The organism is Mucilaginibacter sp. P19, from assembly GCF_050632265.1.
GTDB classification, from domain to species: Bacteria; Bacteroidota; Bacteroidia; order Sphingobacteriales; family Sphingobacteriaceae; genus Mucilaginibacter; species Mucilaginibacter gossypii.
Genome location: NZ_CP192586.1, coordinates 3,888,466 through 3,910,946, shown reverse-complemented (window position 1 = coordinate 3,910,946; position 22,481 = coordinate 3,888,466). Strand labels below are relative to the sequence as shown.

Annotated in this window: 19 protein-coding genes and 1 pseudogene; 15 read left to right on the top strand and 5 right to left on the bottom strand. The window is 43.0% G+C overall.

The genetic code is table 11. From position 1 onward, the window contains the following. Window positions 1-40: 40 nt before the first annotated feature. From ACQ86K_RS18900 to eutC, 10 genes are all read left to right on the top strand, one after another. Window positions 41-1,117 carry a hypothetical protein gene (locus ACQ86K_RS18900; protein WP_091162916.1) on the top strand — a complete coding sequence of 359 codons (1,077 nt, stop codon included), beginning with the start codon at window positions 41-43 and terminating at the stop codon, window positions 1,115-1,117. A 235-nt stretch (window positions 1,118-1,352) separates the two neighbouring features. Beyond that, window positions 1,353-1,856, top strand: a complete 504-nt coding sequence (locus tag ACQ86K_RS18895; RefSeq protein ID WP_223266270.1) for a RidA family protein — start codon at window positions 1,353-1,355, stop codon at window positions 1,854-1,856. Between the two features lie 124 nt (window positions 1,857-1,980). Continuing rightward, window positions 1,981-3,093, top strand: coding sequence for a D-TA family PLP-dependent enzyme (locus ACQ86K_RS18890; protein WP_091162608.1), 1,113 nt, complete (start codon window positions 1,981-1,983; stop codon window positions 3,091-3,093). Between the two features lie 14 nt (window positions 3,094-3,107). Then, on the top strand, window positions 3,108-3,509 hold the full coding sequence (locus ACQ86K_RS18885; RefSeq protein ID WP_431198546.1) for a hypothetical protein: 402 nt from the start codon (window positions 3,108-3,110) through the stop codon (window positions 3,507-3,509). Continuing rightward, window positions 3,506-4,177: a dipeptidase gene (locus ACQ86K_RS18880; RefSeq protein ID WP_431198545.1), complete on the top strand. Its 672-nt coding sequence runs from the start codon at window positions 3,506-3,508 to the stop codon at window positions 4,175-4,177. The genes ACQ86K_RS18885 and ACQ86K_RS18880 overlap by 4 nt, the downstream gene beginning before the upstream one ends. Window positions 4,178-4,569: 392 nt before the next feature. Further along, a complete protein-coding gene (locus ACQ86K_RS18875; RefSeq protein ID WP_091162610.1) occupies window positions 4,570-7,170 on the top strand; it encodes an MGH1-like glycoside hydrolase domain-containing protein in 2,601 nt (866 codons plus the stop codon). Between the two features lie 223 nt (window positions 7,171-7,393). Beyond that, window positions 7,394-8,323 carry a sugar phosphate isomerase/epimerase family protein gene (locus ACQ86K_RS18870; RefSeq protein WP_091162611.1) on the top strand — a complete coding sequence of 310 codons (930 nt, stop codon included), beginning with the start codon at window positions 7,394-7,396 and terminating at the stop codon, window positions 8,321-8,323. A gap of 270 nt (window positions 8,324-8,593) precedes the next feature. Next, the gene (gene eat, locus ACQ86K_RS18865) at window positions 8,594-9,946 is read left to right on the top strand and encodes an ethanolamine permease (protein WP_091162612.1); all 1,353 of its coding nucleotides are present in this window, start codon (window positions 8,594-8,596) and stop codon (window positions 9,944-9,946) included. A gap of 100 nt (window positions 9,947-10,046) precedes the next feature. Then, entirely contained in the window at window positions 10,047-11,414 is a 1,368-nt protein-coding gene (locus ACQ86K_RS18860; protein ID WP_091162613.1) for an ethanolamine ammonia-lyase subunit EutB, read from the top strand. 213 nt (window positions 11,415-11,627) lie between these two features. Continuing rightward, on the top strand, window positions 11,628-12,386 hold the full coding sequence (eutC, locus tag ACQ86K_RS18855; protein WP_091162614.1) for an ethanolamine ammonia-lyase subunit EutC: 759 nt from the start codon (window positions 11,628-11,630) through the stop codon (window positions 12,384-12,386). A 76-nt stretch (window positions 12,387-12,462) separates the two neighbouring features. On the opposite strand, the gene ACQ86K_RS18850 is transcribed toward eutC, so the two are convergent. From ACQ86K_RS18850 to accD, 3 genes and pseudogenes are all read right to left on the bottom strand, one after another. Beyond that, the gene (locus tag ACQ86K_RS18850) at window positions 12,463-12,975 is read right to left on the bottom strand and encodes a DUF4251 domain-containing protein (protein WP_176844341.1); all 513 of its coding nucleotides are present in this window, start codon (window positions 12,973-12,975) and stop codon (window positions 12,463-12,465) included. 164 nt (window positions 12,976-13,139) lie between these two features. Next, window positions 13,140-15,023 (bottom strand): molecular chaperone HtpG, encoded by a 1,884-nt coding sequence (gene htpG, locus ACQ86K_RS18845; protein ID WP_091162917.1) that lies wholly within the window; start codon window positions 15,021-15,023, stop codon window positions 13,140-13,142. A 608-nt stretch (window positions 15,024-15,631) separates the two neighbouring features. Further along, window positions 15,632-16,476: pseudogene (accD, locus tag ACQ86K_RS18840) on the bottom strand (acetyl-CoA carboxylase, carboxyltransferase subunit beta). A gap of 268 nt (window positions 16,477-16,744) precedes the next feature. Between accD and fbaA the strand changes: the two are divergent. The 3 genes from fbaA to ACQ86K_RS18825 all read left to right on the top strand — a co-directional run bounded on the left by fbaA (window position 16,745) and on the right by ACQ86K_RS18825 (window position 18,832). Then, complete coding sequence (gene fbaA, locus ACQ86K_RS18835; protein WP_091162617.1) at window positions 16,745-17,824, top strand: class II fructose-bisphosphate aldolase; 1,080 nt, start codon at window positions 16,745-16,747, stop codon at window positions 17,822-17,824. 107 nt (window positions 17,825-17,931) lie between these two features. Next, window positions 17,932-18,450, top strand: coding sequence for a low affinity iron permease family protein (locus ACQ86K_RS18830; RefSeq protein WP_091162918.1), 519 nt, complete (start codon window positions 17,932-17,934; stop codon window positions 18,448-18,450). Then, on the top strand, window positions 18,407-18,832 hold the full coding sequence (locus ACQ86K_RS18825) for a GNAT family N-acetyltransferase (protein WP_091162618.1): 426 nt from the start codon (window positions 18,407-18,409) through the stop codon (window positions 18,830-18,832). Before ACQ86K_RS18830 ends, ACQ86K_RS18825 begins: the two co-directional genes overlap by 44 nt. 195 nt (window positions 18,833-19,027) lie before the next feature. Here the strand turns inward: ACQ86K_RS18825 and ACQ86K_RS18820 are convergent, their stop codons facing one another. Both ACQ86K_RS18820 and ACQ86K_RS18815 read right to left on the bottom strand, forming a co-directional pair. Then, entirely contained in the window at window positions 19,028-19,378 is a 351-nt protein-coding gene (locus tag ACQ86K_RS18820) for a TfoX/Sxy family protein (protein ID WP_091162619.1), read from the bottom strand. Window positions 19,379-19,463: 85 nt separating this feature from the next. Next, entirely contained in the window at window positions 19,464-20,450 is a 987-nt protein-coding gene (locus tag ACQ86K_RS18815) for an aldo/keto reductase (RefSeq protein ID WP_091162620.1), read from the bottom strand. Window positions 20,451-20,641: 191 nt separating this feature from the next. Between ACQ86K_RS18815 and ACQ86K_RS18810 the strand changes: the two genes are divergently transcribed. Continuing rightward, window positions 20,642-20,995 carry a YciI family protein gene (locus ACQ86K_RS18810; protein WP_431198544.1) on the top strand — a complete coding sequence of 118 codons (354 nt, stop codon included), beginning with the start codon at window positions 20,642-20,644 and terminating at the stop codon, window positions 20,993-20,995. 36 nt (window positions 20,996-21,031) lie between these two features. After that, window positions 21,032-22,258: an RNA polymerase sigma factor gene (locus ACQ86K_RS18805; RefSeq protein WP_091162622.1), complete on the top strand. Its 1,227-nt coding sequence runs from the start codon at window positions 21,032-21,034 to the stop codon at window positions 22,256-22,258. Window positions 22,259-22,481 lie beyond the last annotated feature (223 nt).

The window sequence follows — 22,481 nt, the reverse complement described above, 5'->3', positions numbered from 1 at the left end:
CCACTGCTTACAAGTTGCAATTACACTTAAACAACATATTATGAAACATACTTTACAATTTCTCTTTTGCGTAGCGACGTGCCTGCTGCTTACCTATAACCGTGTACACGCGCAAGGCTGCGTTGCTATTAAAGGAGATGGCCCATTCAGTAACATGGAACATACTACGCAGGATACTTCATACAAAGGTTGGGAGCTTACCGCTTCATGGCGTTATTTTAAATCGTTTCGCCACTTTAAAGGTAGTGACGAGCAGAAGCAACGCCTGGTGATAGGTAACGAGGTGATCAACCATCAACATACTTTTGATCTAAATCTTACCCGTAATTTTAACCAGTATTGGTCAGTATCTGTTGGTGTACCTTATCTTGTTAATACCCGCTCTTCATTATATGAGCACGGCGGTAAAGAGCGCCATAATTCATACTCGCAGGGTATTGGCGATGCCCGCATCGTTGTTAACAGGTGGTTGTTTGATAGCCGTAAAACGAGGGGAAATATCCAGGTTGGTTTAGGTATCAAGTTGCCTACCGGTGATTTTAATTATAAATCACATTTTTACAACGTCATCCCTTCCGAGCGCCCTGTTGATCAATCCATTCAGTTAGGGGATGGCGGTTTGGGTATCATTGCCGAAGCAAACGGTTACCTGGGTTTTGGCAGCGGCTTTAGCGGGTATAGTAACCTGTATTATATGAGCAACCCGCGCAATACCAACGGTACCCGCACTTATCGTGAAACTTTGAGCGCAACACTGGCCAACGAAGCTATTTCAAGTGTGCCCGATCAGTACCTGGCCCGTTTAGGTGTTAATTATACCATAGCGCATGTGTTCACTATATCAGCTGGTGGCCGTATTGAGGGGATCCCCGTTCATGACCTGATAGGTAAAAGCGACGCTTTCCGCCGTCCGGGTTATATCATTTCTGCAGAGCCTGCCCTGAGCTACGCATTTAAAAGGGTAAATATCTTTGCCAGCGTGCCCATCGCCCTGAAGCGCGACCGCACACAAAGTGTTACTGATAAAGAAAACTCGATAGCCACCGGTAAATACGTTATCGGCGACGCTGCATTTGCCGATTATGCTATCAATTTTGGAGTGTCGTTTAAATTTTGAGATTATATATACTACTTAGTTGATTTGGTGAAGCCGGGAGTGAGATCCCCGGCTTTTTTATTTAGTACTAATTTTCCGAATCAGATCGAATTACCTAAAATCTGCTATTTGCAGAACAAACTTTGAATTCGAATTTCCGAATAAATTAATTGTGCGAATTATTTTTAGCTCTTTTAATTCGTGTAATTCGAATAAATTCTGTCCTGTAGGCAGCATTCGCGTAAAATTATTTTTTATGGACACTTTTTTACTTAAAAACAATAGTTTTACGTTCATGAACACTCCCGAAGAAAACTTTGCAGCGCTGGGATTAAACCTGCCGCCTGCACCAAAACCACTTGGCGTTTATAAACCATGTTTAGTTGATGGCAAATATTTATACCTGTCGGGCCATGGTCCGGTACAGGATGATGCTTCACTGATTATTGGCCGCATTGGTGAAACAGTAAGCCAGGAAGATGGCAAGCTTGCCGCGCAACAGGTTGGTTTAACTATGCTTGCTACCATTAAAGCCAACATCGGCAGTTTCAATAAGATAAAACGTGTTATAAAAGTGCTGGGTATGGTTAACTGTACACCCGAATTTGAAAAGCACCCATTTATCATAAATGGCGCCAGCGAACTTTTTGCCAAAATTTGGGGCGAGGAGAACGGCATAGGCGTACGCAGCGCGGTGGGTATGGGCTCATTACCTGATAATATCCCTGTTGAGATTGAAGCTCTGTTTGAATTAGAATAAAATCTACAATTTCCATTCTGTAGAGACGCATAATTGCGTCTCCCTTTTGCAAGGGCACTATGCAGACGGCTTTGGATGTTCGGAGTCGCAATTATGCGCCTCTACATGAAAAAATACTTAATCCATGACCCCCAACTGGTATAATATACAGGATCTTGATAAGCTGGATACCCCGGCACTGGTGGTTTATCCCGACAGGGTTAAAACAAACATAGCCATGCTTACCGGCATGATTGATGATATTAAGCGTTTGCGCCCACATGTTAAAACCTATAAAAATGCCGAAGTTACCGCTTTGCTGCTGGAGGCAGGCATCAGTAAGTTCAAATGTGCCACCATTGCCGAGGCCGAACTGCTGGCCATGAGCAAAGCTCCTGATGTTTTGCTGGCTTATCAACCCCAGGGTCCTAAGCTGCACCGGTTCATCAGGTTGATCCATGCTTATCCGCAAACGCGTTTTTCATGTTTGGTTGATAACTCCGCGTCGGCAAAGGAAATCTCTGACGAAGCGGTAAGATTTAATGCTAATATCGACGTATATCTGGATTTGAACGTAGGTATGAACCGCACAGGCATAACGCCAGGTTTTGAAGCCCTTCAACTTTATATGGATTGCCGTGTACTGCCAGGCATTAGCCCCGTGGGTTTGCATGCTTATGATGGTCACATTCACGATGTAGACCTGCAGAAACGGGCCGAACGCTGTAACTTTGCATTTGATCCTGTGCTTAAGTTGCAGCAAACTGTAAAAAGTAAAGGCTATCCCGAACCGGTCATCGTAGCCGGAGGTTCACCAACCTTTCCTATCCATGCCAAACGTCATTATGTTGAATGTAGTCCTGGCACGTTTGTTTACTGGGATAAAGGTTACCAGGTGGGTATGCCCGAGCAAGGTTTTTTACCCGCGGCACTGGTTATTACGCGGGTAATTTCTCTGCCTGGCCCAACAAAGCTTTGTCTGGATGTGGGTCATAAGTCGATATCAGCCGAGAATGAATTGAGTAAACGCATTTACTTTTTAAATGCACCCGGACTTTACCCGTTAAGCCAAAGTGAGGAGCATCTGGTAGTTGAAGCAGGGGCTAACCACCAATATCAGGTGGGTGATATACTTTATGGTATTCCGCATCATGTTTGTCCTACTGTAGCGCTGTACGAGCGCGTTTATACTATCGAAAACGAAAATGTTACCGGTGAGTGGCTTAACAAGGCCCGCGACCGCAAAATTACCATTTAAATACCCCTGATACCATGTTTGTTATAGATGCCCATTTAGATTTAAGCATGAACGCCCTGGAGTGGAACCGCGACCTTACGCGCCCGCTTGTTGAAGTAAACCAACGCGAAGAAGGCTTAACCGACAAGCCAGATCGTGCCAATGCTGTTGTTACCCTGCCCGAATTGCGTAAAGGGAATATTGGCCTGGTAGTAGCTACCCAGATTGGGCGTTATGTAGCACCTGGTAACCCGTTGCCCGGCTGGCACTCGCCCGAGCAGGCCTGGGCGCAAACCCAGGGACAGGTAGCCTGGTACAAGGCTATGGAAGATGCCGGCGAAATGGTGCAGGTGAACGATCTGCCATCGCTTGACAAACATTTAGAACTTTGGAATGATGGTACCCCGTCAGAAAAAAGCCGGTTGGGTATATTTTGAGTTTGGAAGGTGCCGATTCGATAGTGACCGTGAAGCATTTGGAGCGCGCTTATAATTATGGCTTGCGGGCTGTTGGCCCTGCGCATTATGGCCACGGCAGGTATGCCCAGGGTACTGATGCTACTGGCTATATGGGGCCTAAAGGTCATGAACTGCTTAGAGAAATGGAACGCCTGAATATTATTTTAGACGCTACCCATCTTTGTGATGATAGTTTTTGGGAAGCACTCGATCATTTTAGCGGGCACGTTTGGGCAAGTCATAACAATTGCCGGGCACTGGTAAATCATAACCGCCAGTACAGCGATGAGATGATCAAAGCATTGATTGATCGCGGAGCAGTTATAGGCGCGGCCCTTGATGCCTGGATGATGGTGCCCGGATGGGTAAGGGGCGTATCTACCCCAAAAGGTATGAATTGTAATATGGAAGTTATGGTTGATCATATCGATCATATTTGCCAGATAGCCGGTAATGCCCTGCACGTAGGCATGGGTACCGATCTTGACGGCGCTTTTGGCAGGGAGCAGTGCCCTTATGACCTGGAAACAATTGCCGATTTGCAAAAAGTACCGGATCTGTTAAAAAAACGTGGCTATACGGATGCGGATATCCAAAATATGATGCATGGCAACTGGCTCAGGTTTTTAAGGAATGCCTTGGCATAAATCAGTTGGCAGTTTTTAGTTTGCAGTGGGTTGTTCTCCGAAAAAGGCTGCATCGATTGGACAATGGTGGAAGTTTAGCGGTAGCGTAACTTAGATCTATAACTATGGAAGCATTCTGCTTCTGTAGCGGAGCTTGTAAGCTAATTTATGAAATCGTAGCATAGGGTATCGTAGTTAAGCTGAAAGCTTAACTTATTTTGGGTCGAAGTTAAGCTACCGCTAAACTTCGACCAGACAACAAAAAGCGATTTTAAAAATACCACGCTCCAAATCCTTCGCTTTCTTCATTAAACAGTAAAACCTGCCTTTTATATCTGTAACTTTCCTTAATTAAATCTACTTTGCGAAACACTTACCTTAAATTAGGGATAGTGTAAATTGTCATCTATACTATGAATGCAGAACAATCAAGGTTAAAGGATACAGGCTGGAAAAAATGGGGGCCTTATGTAAGTGATAGGCAGTGGGGTACCGTGAGGGAGGATTACAGTGCAAATGGTGATGCCTGGAACTACATAACCCATGATATGGCCCGCAGCAAAGCTTATCGCTGGGGCGAGGAAGGTATAGCCGGTATCTGCGACAGGCAGCAATATCTGTGTTTTGCAATAGCATTGTGGAATAAGAAAGACCCTATAATTAAAGAACGATATTTTGGTTTAAGCAACCCCGAAGGTAATCATGGCGAGGATGTGAAAGAGATGTACTACTATCTGGATAGTACACCTACACACTCGTACATGAAAACGTTGTATAAATATCCGCAAAACGAGTTTCCGTACAAATGGTTAGTTGATGAGAACAAACACCGCGGCCGCCAGGATCCAGAATTTGAACTGATGGACACGGAGATATTTGATCGCAACGAATATTTTGATGTTTTTACCGAATATGCCAAAAGCGCGCAGGAAGATATCCTCATTAAAATAACTATTCATAACCGGAGTGAAGAGGATGCCCCGCTTAATGTAATGCCTACTTTATGGTTCCGCAATACCTGGGCTTGGGGATATGATTCGCGCAAACCAGATCTTTGTGCTTCTTCGGATAAAGTGATCAGCATTTTTCATAAAGACCTTGGGCAGATGTGGCTGCACGTCGAAGGGCAAGCTCAACTCCTGTTCTGTGATAATGAAACTAACTCGCGCAGGCTTTATAATTATGACGATGGCCGAAAGTATTATAAGGATGGTATAAACGATTACATTATTCATGCTGCCGATACTGTAAATCCTAAAAACATGGGTACCAAAGCAGCTATAAACTACGATTTAAATATCCCGGCGCGGCGAAGCGTAACCATACGCTTGCGACTGTCTGAAGACGCAAATTATAGTTTTGAGGATTTTGACGAAGTTTTTGCTGTTCGCCAAACAGAGGCCGACCAGTTTTATAACGATATTCATGGCGCTACCATGAACCCCGATCGCCGCCTTATTCAGCGGCAGGCTTTTGCCGGCATGTTATGGAACAAGCAGTTTTACTATTCAGATATCCGCCATTGGCTTAGCGGTGATAAGGGGATGCCCCGCCCGCCTGCGCAAAGGCAAAAAGCCCGAAACAGTAAATGGACGCATCTTAATACCCGCGATATTGTTTCAATGCCCGATAAGTGGGAATATCCCTGGTTTGCCGCCTGGGACCTTGCTTTTCACTGCCTGCCGCTGGCAACCATTGATATGGCCTTTGCCAAAAATCAGTTGATTTTGCTTACCCGCGATTGGTATATGCACCCTAACGGCCAGTTGCCGGCCTATGAATGGGACTTTGGTGATGTTAACCCTCCGGTACATGCCATGGCTGTATGGAACGTTTATAAAACCGATAAAGAAAACAATAACGGTAAAGGGGATACCTATTTCCTGGAGCGGGTTTTTCACAAACTCATGCTAAATTTTACCTGGTGGGTTAATCGTAAGGACCAATCGGGGAATAATATTTTTGAGGGTGGTTTCCTGGGCATGGATAATATCGGTGTTTTCGACCGTAATATGCATTTACCATCCGGGCAGCATTTGGAACAGGCCGATGGTACCAGTTGGATGGCCATGTATTCGCTTAATTTGCTGCGTATTGCCACCGAGCTTACCGAAACCGACAAAGCTTACGCTGATATTGCTTCAAAGTTTTTTGAGCATTTTATTTATATTATAGGGGCCATGTCAAACCTGGGCGAAAACAATGAAGGCCTTTGGGATGATGACGATGGCTTTTTTTATGACCAGATCCGTTTTCCTGATGATGGTTCTGTAAAAATGCGGGTACGAAGTATAGTAGGATTGATTCCTCTGTTTGCTACTGAAGTGCTGGACGAGAAAGATATTATGGAGAGCCCGGTATTTAAAGATCGTATGAAATGGTTTGCCGAAAACCGGCCCGATCTTGCCTCGCTGGTTTCGCGCTGGAACGAGAAGGGAAGCAACGGTAAACACCTGATTAGTTTGCTGCGCGGCTATAGGATGAAATCATTGCTCAAATACATGTTGGATGAAAACGAGTTTTTGAGCGATTATGGGATCCGTTCACTTTCAAAGTATCATCTTAAACATCCTTATTACGTTTCGGTAAATGGAGTTGAATTTGGCATATCCTATGTGCCGGGCGAGAGTGACAGCGGTTTATTTGGTGGCAACAGTAACTGGCGCGGCCCTATCTGGATGCCTATCAATTACCTGATCATTGATAGTTTGCACCGGTTCCATATGTTTTATGGAAATGAGTTTAAAATAGAATGCCCGACCGGATCTGGCAACTTTATGAACCTGAAAGAGGTAGCCAACGAACTATATGCCCGGGTTTCCAAACTGTTTATGAAAAACGAAAATGGTGAACGACCAGTTTACGGCAAAAATCCAAAACAGCAAACCGATCCGCATTTTAAAGATCACATTTTGTTTTATGAATTTTTTGATGGCGATACAGGTCTTGGTTTAGGTGCCGCACATCAAACCGGCTGGACGGGCTTGATAGCCAATTGTTTGTACCTGGAGTAGCGTTTATGTATATGATAAACCCGGCGCAGCGCTATAAATCAACATTGTGTCGTGGTGGGATTGCTGCAGATAAATATTAAAGCTTCCGTCTGTCAATCAACTTTCAGCATGATACTTTTAGCTTGATATGAATTATTGTGTAAAAAAGACACAATAAAATTTCCTGGCTTATTATTAATTAATTAGCTTTACTGTACCAGTTAATTATTAACCATTATCAAGCATGATTTACAGCAGAAGAAATTTTATTAAAGGCACCGGTGCATTGGTGCTTGGCGGCATGGCTTTATCGGGTAAAGCAGCAAGTTTTTTGAGTAACATGGAGCATCATCCTGTAGGACTGCAGTTGTTTACTTTTTTCGGCGTTATTGACGAAGATGTAAAGGGCACGCTGAGCAAAATTGCGGCTATAGGATACAAGGAATTGGAATCGGCTTTTAGTAAAAAAGGCGGCTATTATGGTATGAAGCCTAAAGAATTTAAAGCTATGGTGAATGACCTGGGTATGAGCTGGACCTCGCACCATGTTCTTGGCGCTCCGTTTAAACTGCCACCGGGAGCAAAAATGCCTGCAGGTGCAGATGGTAAGCCGATGGTATTGCCTCCTGTATTGAACCTGCGCGATAATATGCAGCAGGTGATTGACGAGGTTGCTGAAGGCGGCGTTCAATACCTGGTTTGTGCCAATTCGCCTACGGCTACGCTTGATGAAATAAAATCGACCATTGAGGTGCTGAACAAAACGGGAGAAGCTGCTAAAAAAGCCGGCATCCAGTTTGCATATCATAATCACGATATGGAGTTCCACGCGGTTGATGGTAAAGTGCCTTATGATTTATTATTAAGCGAAACAGATGCAGGTAATGTAAAAATGGAGCTTGATTTGGCCTGGGCTGTTAAGGCAGGTAAAAATCCGGTAGAAATGTTTAAGGAACATCCCGGTCGTTTCCCGCTTTGGCATGTGAAAGATTTGGATGCAGGCAGGCAGAATATACAACCTGTAGGAGGCGGCACTATTGATTTTAAACCAATTTTTGCAGCGGCTAAATCAGCAGGTATGCAACACTTTTTTGTAGAGCATGATATGCCTAAAGATGCCTTTGCAAGTATTACAGCCAGTATGGGATATTTGAAGGATAAGCTGATGGTGTAAATAGGGGAGTGATATCCTAATCGTTAACTATTAATTGTTTTATAATAGAATTGCAGCCGATAAATTAAGTTTTATCGGCTGTTTTGTTTGCTAACGATTGTTGTTTGCCTCTTATTTTAGTTTATGAGCTTTTTTGTAAAAGAAGACGCCGGAACTTGTTGTATTTTTCGGAAAAGTATGGCTTAACAATTCCATAATGTACCGTAATTTTGATTTAACCTGCCTGTTGAGTAATTTAAGGCGATAAAATATTATTTATAACGGCGGCGCATGGCAGAAACATCTACAGAACATTTAAAAAGGGTTTTGAAACCTATCCATTTATGGGCCATAGCCGTAGGTCTGGTTATTTCGGGCGAATATTTCGGGTGGAATTTGGGATGGGCTGTATCCGGCACTATAGGTTTGCTCATAGCCACCCTGGTTATCACCTTGATGTATATTACATTTATTTTTAGCTATACCGAACTCACCGCCTCCATACCTCATGCGGGAGGCGCTTTTGCTTATGCGTATCGGGCTATGGGACCGTTTGGCGGGTTAATTGCCGGTTACGCTACCCTTGTTGATTTCCTGGTGGCTACGCCTGCTGTAGCAGTTTCTTTAGGAAGCTACCTGCATTTTTTATACCCGGCTATCCCAATAGCAGAGGCCGCTATGGGCTTTAATGTTCTTTTTATCCTTTTAAATATGCTTGGGGTAAAGGAATCGGCTACGTTTTCGGTGTTCATTACTGTACTTGCCGTAATTGAGCTGCTGCTTTACCTTGGTATTGTATCGCCACATTTTAAAATGGTAAACTACCTCACCAATCCTATGCCCTTTGGCTGGGCTGGTGTGTTTGCAGCCCTGCCTTTTGCGGTTTGGTTTTACCTGGCCATTGAAGGTGTTGCGATGGTGGCCGAAGAAGTGGAGAACCCCAAAAGGAATATTCCCCGCGGCTATATATCGGCTATTATAACGCTGGTAGTGTTAGCGCTGGGTGTAATGATCATAACCGGCGGATTGACCGACTGGCGCAAGCTAAGCCATTTAGATTACCCCTTGCCCGAGGCTATCGGGATAGTATTGGGTAAGGGTAACGGCTTAACCAAAATATTTGCCAGTATAGGTTTGTTTGGGCTGATAGCATCGCTGCATGGTATTATTCTTGCCTCTTCGCGGCAGGTGTTTGCTATGGCCCGCAGTGGTTATTTGCCCCGGATGCTATCCGATATTAACCACAGGTTTAAAACGCCTCACTGGGCGCTTGTTGTAAGTGGTGTAGTAAGCTCCATCTTCATTTATAAGTTTAAGACGGATCAGATCATCATGCTCTCGGTACTTGGTGCAGTGGTTATGTATATCATGAGTATGCTGAGCCTGTTTATACTGCGAAAAAAGGAGCCCCGTTTAAGCCGACCCTTCTTGGCCCCGGTGTACCCGGTTTTCCCGGCAATAGCTTTGGTTATTTGTGTGATATGTTTAATAGCAACAATCTATTTTAACCCAGATATGAGCCTCATTTTTGCAGGTGGATTAGTAATTGTTTTACTGATTTTTATAGTGATGGGCAAGCATAAAGTGGCTTTAACAGAAGATATGATGAGCGCACCAATGGATGAGGAGGTCATTAATCATTGAGTCATCAAATCATTTGCTTGTTCGCTTTTTGATTAATGAACCGATGACATAATGATTGAAAAAAATGATCCAATGACCAGTGAAATAATGATATAAAGAAATGTACCGCCACAACATACATCACCGGGTTTATAAGTTTCCCGACCTGAAAACATTGCTGGGCAAGGCGTCACCCTACCGCTCGGGCGATGAACTGGCCGGGCTTTGCGCCGGCGGGTATGAGGAACGAGTGGCTGCACAAATTACCCTGGCCGATGTGCCGCTTAAAAACTTTTTAAATGAAGCGGTAATCCCTTATGAGGACGATGAAATTACCCGCCTGATCATTGACGATCATGATAAGGCTGCCTTTAGTCACATTGGCCATTTAACCGTTGGCGAATTACGTGACTGGTTATTAAGTGACGAAACCGACTGTGCTATTTTAACAACTATAGCTCCCGGCTTGACACCCGAAATGGTTGCTGCAGTATCCAAACTGATGCGCAACCAAGACCTGATTGCTATGGCCAATAAATGCCAGGTGGTTACCCGCTTTCGTAATACCATAGGCTTAAAGGGACATTTCAGTACGCGTTTACAGCCCAATCACCCAACTGATGATCCGCGGGGAGTAGCGGCCAGCATCATCGACGGCTTATTATTTGGTAGCGGCGATGCTGTTATAGGCATTAACCCGGCGACTGACAGTCCGGCGGCGGTGAGCAGTTTATTGACGTTGATGGATGAGTTACGGCACCGTTTCGATATCCCTACACAAACCTGCGTGCTAAGCCACATAACTACCACATTACAATTGGTTAACGAAGGTGCTCCTGTAGATCTGTGTTTTCAATCCATAGCCGGTACAGAGAAGGCCAACGCCAGTTTCGGGGTTAATTTAAGCTTGATTGAGGAAGCTTACCAGGCCACACTATCGTTAAAGCGGGGTACTGTTGGTAATAATGTAATGTATTTTGAAACCGGACAGGGTAGCGCCTTATCGGCCAATGCCAATTTCTGTGTTGATCAGCAAACCTGCGAGGTGCGGGCCTATGCCGTCGCCCGTAAGTTTAATCCTTTGCTGGTGAATACTGTAGTTGGTTTTATTGGCCCCGAATATTTGTATGATGGCAAACAGATTATTCGTGCCGCGCTTGAAGATCATTTTTGCGGAAAACTGCTTGGCTTGCCCATGGGAGTTGACGTTTGTTATACCAATCATGCGGAAGCCGATCAGGACGATATGGATAACCTGCTTACGTTGCTTGGTGTAGCGGGTTGCAACTTCGTGATGGGTATTCCGGGCTCGGATGATATTATGCTTAATTACCAGTCAACATCGTTTCATGATGCCCTTTACCTGCGCAAAGTATTAGGTTTGAAACCAGCCCCCGAGTTTGAGGGGTGGTTGATAAAGCAGGGGATTGTTGATGATAAAGGCTATATGCTGCCTGTTAGGGAGCATGGGTTGTTGAAAGGTTTTTGATTGAAGGCAAAAGGGTAAAGGCGAAAGGTAAAAGGTTTTTTGAACTGACGAAAAATAAAAAATACGGTATCATCCTCCGCCGTCGCTCGGCTCCGGCCGAGTGTCAGCTATCTTACGGCCTCTGGCCGACGTGAAACCTTATGATACGCAGGCCGGAGGCCTTTTAATAGTTGTCACTCGGCTGGAGCCGAGCGACTAAGGCGATATATAAAAATGAAACGAAACATCCCACATGAAATTGAACCTTTGAAAGCCTTGCAAGAGTTTACTTCTGCAAGGATAGCTATTGGCCGGGTGGGAACGAGTATCCCCTTAAAACAGTCGCTTGAGTTTAAACTGGCACATGCGCATGCACGTGATGCTGTATACTCTGAATTAAATTCAGGCAAACTAACTAATTCCCTTAAACACTTTGAACAGCCTATCCTGCACCTGCATAGCCAGGTAACAGACCGGCGGCAATACCTGCAACGGCCCGATCTTGGGCGTAAACTTAATGAGGCCTCATTGAATGAGTTAAACGGCTACAGTATTGAAAGTGATGTGGCTATTATGATAGTTGATGGTCTCTCTGCAACGGCGGTAAATGAAAATACAATTGGTTTGCTCGATGCGCTAATTCCTTTGTTGGTTGCCGATAGTTTAAAGCTTGCGCCAATAAGTCTGGTTGAACAAGGCAGGGTAGCTATTGGCGATGATATTGGGTATGGCCTGAAGGCTAAACTGTCTTTGATCTTGATTGGTGAGCGCCCTGGTCTAAGTGCCGCGGATAGTCTTGGTGCATATCTTACCTATAATCCCAAACCCGGTTTGACAGACGAATCACGAAACTGTGTTTCTAATATCCGCCCCAAAGGTTTAACCTATAAAAAGGCAGCAAAAAAGATCTTCTATTTAATTAATGAGGCGTTTAAACGGAAACTGTCGGGAGTGGAGCTGAAGGATAATGCGGGATTGATAGCTGAAGGTTAATGAGCTAAACGCTGAAAGCAAAAAGCCCAAAGCATTATGCTCCGGGCCAATTTTTTAAGCTTTAAGCTTTTCCTACTTATTTCCTCCTCGCTTCAATGTAACCATTAAATGATATTGGGTCGCGGTTACTGCTGATCACTTGCAGGGAGCCGTATCCATCCTGCGAAATACTTAGGTTAAATGTTTGCACATCGCGCCAGTCGGCTATGTTTTTTTCTTTGGGTTTAATGGTGATGTTCCAGCCTTTGCCTTTTGGGGTCGACGAGTACGTAAACTTTGTCGTGTTAACTTTAATACCGCCATCTGTTGTTCCCGGAGGAGGCGCTACATAAGCCCGGCCAAAATAAGGTAAAAATGATACAATGGTATCTTTACTTATCGTCATGTCATAATCAGAGGTAAGCGGCCTGGTACCGCCCCGCATCGGTAAAGCATAATTTGCCTTAAATACAAAGTTTTGGTCCTCTACCATCTTTTTGATTTCAGCCTGCTTCGCTGCCTTTTTCTCAGCTTTGGTTTGAGCAAAGCTTACGTTAACCCCAATAAATATGAAAGCAGCCAAAAGGGCTATTTTGTTTAAGGTTTTCATGATATAAATGTTTAAGTGGTTAGACAGTAAAGAGTTATTTAGGTTTAAGTACATTCAAATTTAAGCAATCTTTAAACAAAAAAGCCACCCGTTTCGGGTGGCTTTTGAAAGAAAAATATAAAAAAGGGTGGCTTGTGCAATTCCTCAAGAAGCGACTTGAAAAATTATATTAAGCTCACGCTGCGTTTAACAAACTCGGTTAAATCGGCACCTGTCAATAAACCTTGTGATAACAATGCTAAGTCAAAAGCTTGTTTTGAAAGCTGGGCCTGTACAGTTTCGTCTTCTTCCTGCAAAATACGGCTTACCAGTTTGTGATTACCGTTTACAATCACCTTGTAATTATCAGGCATGTTGCCATAAAAGCTCATACCACCACCCATAGCTGCCATATCTTTCATGCGGCGCATAAACTCATCCATAGTTACGGTAACCGGTAACTCGTCGGGGTTAAGGCTTTCTATCTGAACGTTGTAAGCTGGCCTGTTGATGGCTTTGTCGAAAATGCTTTTTACCTGGGTGCTCTGTTCTTCGGTAAGTACAGTTTCAAGCGCGTCATCCTTTTTAATCAGTTTATCAGCAACATCAGCGTCAACACGTTTTAATGATGTTTTCTCTAATTTTTGCTCCAACTGGCTAATAAAGTGGTTGTCGATAGGAGAGTTCATCACCAATACATCATAGCCTTTTTTATTGGCCGATTGGATAAATGAATCCTGTTTTGCCGGATCATTGGTGTAGATGTAAACCAACTGACCGTCTTTATCTGTTTGGTTTGCTTCAACTTTGTCTTTATACTCAGGCAGGGTGAAGTTTTGTTTTTCGGTGTTGGTAACCAAAACAAAGTCTTTTGCTTTGTCATAAAACTTGTCTTCGCTCACCATACCGTATTTTACAAAGAGGCCAATATCTGTCCATTTTTCTTCGTAAGCTTTGCGGTCGGCTTTGAAAAGGTCTGCCAATTTATCAGCTACTTTTTTGGTGATATAGCTGTTGATCTTTTTAACGTTGCTATCGGCCTGTAAAAAGCTGCGTGATACGTTAAGCGGGATATCGGGTGAATCGATAACGCCATGTAACAGCATCAAAAATTCAGGAACAATGTCTTTTACCTCGTCGGTAATAAATACCTGGCGACTAAATAATTTGATCTTGTTTTTCTGGAATTCAAAATCGTTTTTCAGTTTAGGGAAGTATAGTACACCTGTCAGGTTGAAAGGATAGTCTACGTTAAGGTGGATCCAGAATAATGGGTCTTCACTGAAAGGATAAAGTTGTTTGTAAAAGTCGAGGTAATCCTCATCTTTTAGTTCAGATGGTGCCTTTGTCCAGATAGGGTTAGTGGTGTTGACGATGTTATCAACTTCAACTGAAGTGTATTTTGGTTTACCTTCTTCATCAACGCCATCTTCAACAGATTCTGTTTTGGTGCCGAATTTGATAGGCACCGGCAAAAATTTGCAATATTTATCAAGGATCTCTTGAAGTTTGTATTGACTTAAAAATTCAGCCGATTCATCGTTGATGTACAGTGTAATTTCGGTGCCACGCTCTTCTAAAATACCTTCGCCAATTTCAAATTCGGTGCTACCGTCGCACACCCAGAAAGCAGGTTCTGCACCTTCCTGGTACGACAGGGTTTGGATCTCTACCTTATCGGCCACCATGAAAGCCGAATAAAAACCTAAACCAAAGCGGCCGATGATCTCGTTGGCATCCTTAGCCTCCTTGAATTTCTCCATGAATTCGGTGGCGCCTGAGAAAGCGATCTGGTTGATGTATTTTTTGATCTCTTCAGCGGTCATACCGATACCATTATCGCTAATGGTGATGGTCTTTTTGTCTGCATCAAAAGCAACCTCAACACGGAGGTCACCAAGTTCGCCGGTGTACTGGCCTAATGAAGCCAAACGTTTAATTTTTTGGGTAGCATCTACCGCGTTTGATACCAGCTCGCGCAAAAATATCTCATTATCAGAGTATAAGAACTTCTTAATGATCGGGAAAATGTTCTCGGTGTGGATCGAAATGCTGCCTTTTTCTTGCATAACTATATTTAATATGGTTGATTTAATGTTTGTCGCAATTGTGTTATCAATGAATGTTCCAATTGTTAATGTATTGTCAAAATGGCAGGTGAGGGAGGATTTAGTCAGATTGGTTGTGGAGGTAAGGCCTATCCACCCGTCATTGCGAGGAACCATCAGGTCAGAACCCCAAAAAAATATAATAACGTATAAACTATGTTTTAAGGATATTGTGCGGGGGCGCGTTAAGGATAGCAGCGAAAAGCCCACAGCGCGGGTTGGGTTTGCGGGCAGGAAAGGCGAGGACTTGTAGCGGATAGCCTGGCCGCAGGCAACGCCCATATCACAAAATGGGTTTAATAAATATACTTAATAATCAATAACTTACGACAATGTCATTATAAGGTACAAAGACAACCGACCGAAGGGAGCTCATTAATACCTATAAAAAACAAATTATAATTATTAATAATCCCCAATTTTACAAGCGGCTATGCAAGTGCCCCTGCAGAGTTCGCGATTGCTTCTGTCGTTCCTCCTCGCAATGACGATTTTCCAGAGGCGATAGAAAAAAATAAGGGATAAACATTAAGCTTATCCCTTACTATATCAAGGTTGATTAAGATATCTTAATTGGCCATCATTTTAATAAACGAGGCTAATTTTTCTTTCATTTCTCTCCTGTCGACAATGAAATCAAGGAAACCGTGCTCCTGCACAAACTCGGCAGTTTGGAAACCTTTAGGAAGATCTTTTTTAATGGTTTCTTTAATTACCCTTGGGCCTGCAAAGCCGATTAATGCACCTGGCTCAGCAATATTAATATCGCCTAACATGGCGTATGACGCTGTTACGCCACCGGTGGTTGGATCGGTAAGTAAAGATATATAAGGGATTTTTGTCTGTGAAAGCAAGGCAAGCTTAGCCGATGTTTTAGCCATTTGCATCAATGAAAATGCCGCTTCCATCATGCGCGCACCACCCGATTTTGAGATCATCAGGAACGGAACTTTATGCTGGATACAGTAATCAATAGAGCGGGCTATCTTTTCACCAACTACCGATCCCATTGATCCCCCAATGAAGTTAAAATCCATACAGGCAATAACAAGGTCCTGACCGTCAATTTTACCTGCACCCGCCCTTATTGCATCTTTCAAGCCTGTTTTGTGCTGAGTTTCCTTAAGTCGGTCGGTATACTTTTTGGTATCTTCAAAATGAAGCGGATCGCCGGAAGTAAGTTCAGGGAAAAGTTCTGTAAATTCGTTATTATCAAATAGTACCGAAAAATATTCTTTTGAACCTATGCGCAGGTGGAAGCCACAGTAATGGCACACATATTGATTTTCTACCTGCTCAGAATAGTGTAAAGGTTTTTTACAATTAGGGCATTTATTCCAGATGCCATCGGGGGCTTCCTTTTTTCCTCAGTAGTCGTAATTATCCCTTTCAACTCTCGTTTAAACCATGCCATATCTGTGTCTAACTCTTTCAATTGGGTACAAAGAAACAAAAAATATTAAACATGTGGTGCCGGTATATAAAAAGTTATAGAGGGCAAATGTTTGCTTGAAAGTTTAATTGCTTATTTAATGCTATTTTTGTAATAAAAGGATCGGATTGTTAATTGATTATATCATATTTTTAAATTAACCCTATTTTTACTACCGTTTTAATATACTTTTAAGATTGCTTATCCGAATTCAATAAATTTTATAACTTCGAGCCCCAAATAAACGCTAATGGATTTAAAAAATTATAGAGGTGTTCTGCACGGCGATCAGGTGCAGGAACTATTTGAAGCAGCAAAAAAGCACCAGTTTGCTTTACCGGCAGTAAATGTTATTGGTACTAATACTATCAATGCAGTTATGGAAACAGCTAAAGCTGTTAACTCACCGGTTATTATTCAGCTGTCAAATGGCGGTGCACAGTTTTACGCCGGCAAATCATTGGATAATTCAAAACTTCAGGCCTGTATTTTAGGTGGTGTATCTGCTGCAAAGCATGTTCACCTGTTGGCTGAGCATTATGGCGTTGCGGTTATCCTGCATACAGACCATGCTGCCAAGAAATTGTTACCGTGGATTGATGGCCTGCTGGATCATGGCGAGAAATTTTTTGCCGAAACAGGTAAGCCTTTATTTTCATCGCACATGCTCGACCTTTCAGAAGAGCCTATTGAAGAGAATATCGAAATTTCGGCTAAATACCTTGAGCGTATGGCTAAAATGGGCATGACCCTTGAAATTGAGTTGGGTGTAACCGGCGGGGAAGAAGATGGTGTTGACAACTCTGACGTTGACAGTTCACGTTTATATACCCAGCCAGAAGAGGTTTCTTATTCATATGAGCACCTTTTAAAAGTAAGCCCCCGTTTTACTGTAGCTGCTGCTTTTGGTAACGTTCATGGTGTGTACAAACCAGGTAATGTTAAGTTACAACCGGTTATCCTGCATAACTCACAGGAGTATGTTAAACAAAAATTTGGTTTAACTGCCGAAAAACCGATCAACTTTGTATTCCATGGTGGTTCTGGTTCAAGCCAGGAAGAGATACGTGAAGCTATTTCATATGGTGCTATCAAAATGAATATTGATACTGATATGCAGTGGGCTTTCTGGGAGGGCATTAAAGATTACTATAAATCAAAAGAAGGCTATTTGCAAAGCCAGATCGGCAGCCCGGATGGTGAGGATTCTCCAAACAAAAAATATTATGACCCGCGCGTTTGGTTACGCAAAGGCGAGGAAACCTTTGTTAAAAGGCTTTCTGCTGCTTTCGAAGATCTTAACTGTATCGACGTACACAGCAAATTATAATATTCATTATAAACTAACTAACAAAAGCGCCTGTACATTTGTTGTACAGGCGCTTTGTTGTTTACAGGCAGCAGGCGATTCGCCCCCAAAAAGATAAAGGCTGCTATATGGTTGAAATTAATAAGAAGAAAAAGAATTTATTTGAACGCTTTGCCAACTGGGCCACTATGGCCACGGGTAGTTCGGGAGCATTTATCACGGCTTTTGGTATCATCATTGTTTGGGGAATAACCGGACCATTATTCCATTATTCGGATACCTGGCAGTTGGTTATCAATACCGGTACTACTGTAGTTACTTTTCTGATGGTTTTTTTGATTCAGAAATCACAAAATAAAGATTCGAAAGCTATACATTTGAAACTGAATGAGCTGCTTGCCTCGCATCAGGGGGCAAGTAACCGGATGGTTGATATTGAAGATATTACCGAAAAGGAGCTCGATCAATTGCATAAATTTTATGTGGAACTGGCCGGACTTGCCGAAGAGGAAAGTGATATCACCTGTACACACTCTATTGATGCCGCGAGGGAAAACCATACCACAAAACTCAATCATTTCAAAACAAAACCGCATTATATCGATGCCCGCAAAAACCATAGTAAAAAAAGTAACGGAACAAGCTGATCTTGATATCGTACATGCCATAAGGAGGGAAGTGTTTGTTGTTGAACAAAATTGCCCGCCCGAACTGGAATATGAGCATGAAGATGTATCTCATCATTTTTTAGCTACCGTTGATGGAGAACCGGCCGGTGCCTGCCGCTGGCGTAAAACCGAAAATGGTTATAAGCTTGAGCGGTTTGCCGTATTGAAAAGGTTCAGAGGATTTGGGATAGGAGGAGAGCTGGTGAAAGCGGTGTTAACTGATTTGCCGGCCGATGCGGATTATGTTTATCTTAATTCGCAAACCCATGCTGTGCCTTTTTATGAAAAACTGGGCTTTGAAGCATCAGGGCCGGAGTTTGAAGAAGCCGGGATCAAACATTATAAAATGGTGAAGAAGTAAAAAAACTTTGTCATTTCGACGAAACTGGGTTAAGGTACGTGCGTTGGAGGAGAGGAGAAATCTTCTACACCAAGTAAGCCGCTTTATAAAATTCGTTGAGCATAGCTAATAAGATTTCTCACTCGTTCCTTGTTTCGAAATGACATCTTGTTGTATTTGAATCGAAAGAGATAAATATTATAGGCAGGGCTACTGTTATTTACTTCTTTTCCTCTTTTTAGATGCCTCTGCCAGCGGATTAAATGCAAGGCACAGGTTGATCCAGTAATTCAGCTGGGCGGTGGTTTGCAGGGTGAAATCTTCAACATAAACATAGCCTTTCATTACTCTTTCGCCGCTTACCATTTGGTTACAGTTTCCTTTCTCAAGTTCAATAGCCGCTTGTTGTTCGCCAATGCGGCACAAAATGCTATTGTCGCGTACGCAAACACATAACTTATCATCTACCATAAAACAAACTCCCTGGAACATTTTCTTTTCTTCCACCACCGGAAGGTCCATTAATGCTTCGCGAATACGATCGGCCATTCGTTCGTTATATGCCATAAGGGTTTATATTTTTTCACGCAGAGGCGCTAAGACAGCAAGCGGAAATCCGGCGTCTCAGCGCCTTCGTGAAATAAAATTACAATTAATTCTTATCAACAAATTTGTAATTAGCCTCATTATACCTGTCGCCGGTATCCGGGTATTTAGCTAAAACGGTTTCAATATCCCGTAAATCATTGGCGGTTAATTCCACATCAACCGAGCAGGCATTGTCCAGAAGGTATTTTCTCCTCTTTGTTCCTGGAATAGGGATAATGTTATCGCCTTGTGCCAGCACCCAGGCAAGGGCTAACTGGGCAGGTGTGCAGTTTTTTTGAGCCGCAAGTTGTGCAAACTCATGAGCCAGGCCCATATTATTTTCGGCGTTGGCATCCTGATAACGGGGCAGGCTTTTCCTGAAATCATTATCAGCCAGTTTGGTTACATCCAACGCATTAGTAACCAAACCACGCACCAGCGGACTGAATGGCACAAATGAAATCCCAAGCTCTTTGCAAACCGGCAAAATCTCGGCCTCAACATCGCGGGTTAATAAAGAATATTCACTTTGCAAGGCACTGATTGGATGCACCGCGTGTGCACGACGGACAGAGTTTGCCGAAGCTTCAGACAGGCCCAGGTATTTTACTTTACCTTCTTTTACCAGGTCGGCCATGGCACCAACCATGTCCTCTACGGGCACATTTGGATCGATGCGGTGAGCATAGTAAAGATCAATCACATCTGTTTTTAAGCGTTTTAAACTTTGCTCAACAGCAGTTTTGATATAGGCGGGTGAGCCATCAAATTCTGTTAGCCTGCCATCGGCACCTGCTTTAAATCCAAATTTGGTGGCAATGAAAATCTTATCGCGATTTGGTACTAATACTTTTGATACCAGCTCCTCATTTCGGCCGTTAGCATAAACATCAGCCGTATCCCAAAAGTTAATGCCTATTTCTATTGATTTTTCAAGTGTTGCTATTGATTCATCGTCATCCGGCTGGCCGTAAGCATGGTTCATGCCCATACATCCCAGTCCAATAGCCGAAAGCTCAATTCCGGTGTTTCCTAATTTTCTGTATTTCATAATGTGGTAGTATTTTTTACTATCAAAGTACGCGAAATAACAAAAGCACATCAACCTCCATTTATAAGTATTATGTAAGGTTATACATTGCAGATTAACTTTTTCTGGTTAATTTGAAAAAAAATCGAGTGGTTGTCCAATTCATCTAAACCTGATCGTCTTTTGGTTTTTAACCATTAAATTCAAAAAACATGAACGAGTTCTTATTGATCTTCAGAAGAGACGCAGAAGCCACTGCAGCGCAGCGGTCGCCCGAACAGATGCAAACCATGATGAATTACTGGCGCGAATGGATTGGCGGGATTGCCGCACAAAACAAACTGGTGGCCGTAGGCAATAGGTTGGATACCTCCGGCAGCGTAGTAAAACCCGACAATGTGGTAACAGACGGCCCTTATGTTGAAGTTAAGGAAGCTATAGGCGGTTACAGCATTATCAAAGCGTCGTCGCTGGAAGAAGCCGCGGAGTTATCAAAGGGCTGCCCGATCCTGTCGGTAGGGGAAGTGTTGAGGTGCGTCCTATCATCCCAATGGAAGTATAATTGATTTGCAGCCTCCCATATACGGGAGGCTGCTTGTTTTATGCAGCAAGATCAGCTTCTACCACATTTGTTCCGCTCCGAATATCAAAAGATAATCGCGGTATTATGCCATTATTTCGGCTTTGAACGTATAGAAGCCGCCGAAGATATTGCCAGTGATACTTTTCTCACAGCTGCCGAAACATGGGGGATCAAGGGGTTGCCGGATAACCCTAAAGCGTGGTTATATACAGTGGCCCGCAATAAAGCAACCGATTATGTAAGGCGTGGCTCCAGGTTTAAGCAAAAAATAGCCGAAGGGATTGTTGCAGAGGATAATTACGGGGCAGAGATCGATCTTTCTGACCAAAATATTAGCGACAGCCAGCTGCAAATGATGTTTGCTATTTGTCACCCGGTATTGCCGGCCGAGGCACAGATTGGCCTTGCATTACGTATCCTTTGCGGTTTCGGAATTGATGAAATTGCCGAGGCTTTTTTATCGAATAAAGAAACCATTAATAAACGCCTGTTCAGGGCTAAGGAAAAGCTTCGGGAACAAAAAGTAAAGATCGTTTTTCCTGAACCGGCTGATATTGTTAACCGGCTGGACATCGTACTGAAAACTTTATACCTGCTGTTTAATGAGGGCTATTACTCCAGCTGCCAGAGCACTACATTGCGAAAAGATTTGTGTTTAGAAGCCATGCGGCTTAACTATCTCCTTATAGAAAACAAACAAACCAACCTGCCCGAGGCGAATGCCTTGTTATCATTGATGTGTTTTCATGCTTCAAGGTTTGATGCCAGGGTAGATGAACATGGCGAAATGATTCGCTATGATGACCAGGACAGAATGCTTTGGAATGATGATTTGATAGTAAAAGGACGATACTATCTAAACCTTGCCTCAAAGAAAGGAAACGGCGCCGGTAAATATCATATTGAAGCTGCTATAGCTTATTGGCATACGATTAAAACTGATACTACCGAAAAATGGGAAAATATATTAATGCTCTACAATAGGTTACTTATTACTGCTTATTCGCCTGCGGCTGCGTTGAACAGGGCTTATGCTTTGGCAAAGGTAAAAGGAAAGGAGAAAGCCATTATTGAGGCCGAAAAGTTAAAACTGGATACTAATCATTTGTACCATGTACTGCTTGGTTACTTGTATACAGGGGTAGATCGTAAAAAGGCAGTATTGCATTTGCAAACTGCCCTGAAACTGGCTAAGACCACTACCGATAAAAGTAGAATTACGAAGGATTTAAAGGCTTTATTATGAAATAAATTGCCGTGTTTAAAAAAGCCTAATTGCAAGGCACTAAACAATGTCCTCATCGAACAGTTGGGATTGCTTCGTATTCTAAGACTTTTACAAAAGTTTTTTTCTAATCATTATTTTGAAAAATCTGCACTTCCCTCACATGATTTCCTGTTCTGTCTCGGTCAGAAGAAGCAAGCTGTTATATAGTGTTGATTGATGGGGCAACCTTCATCTGTAAACG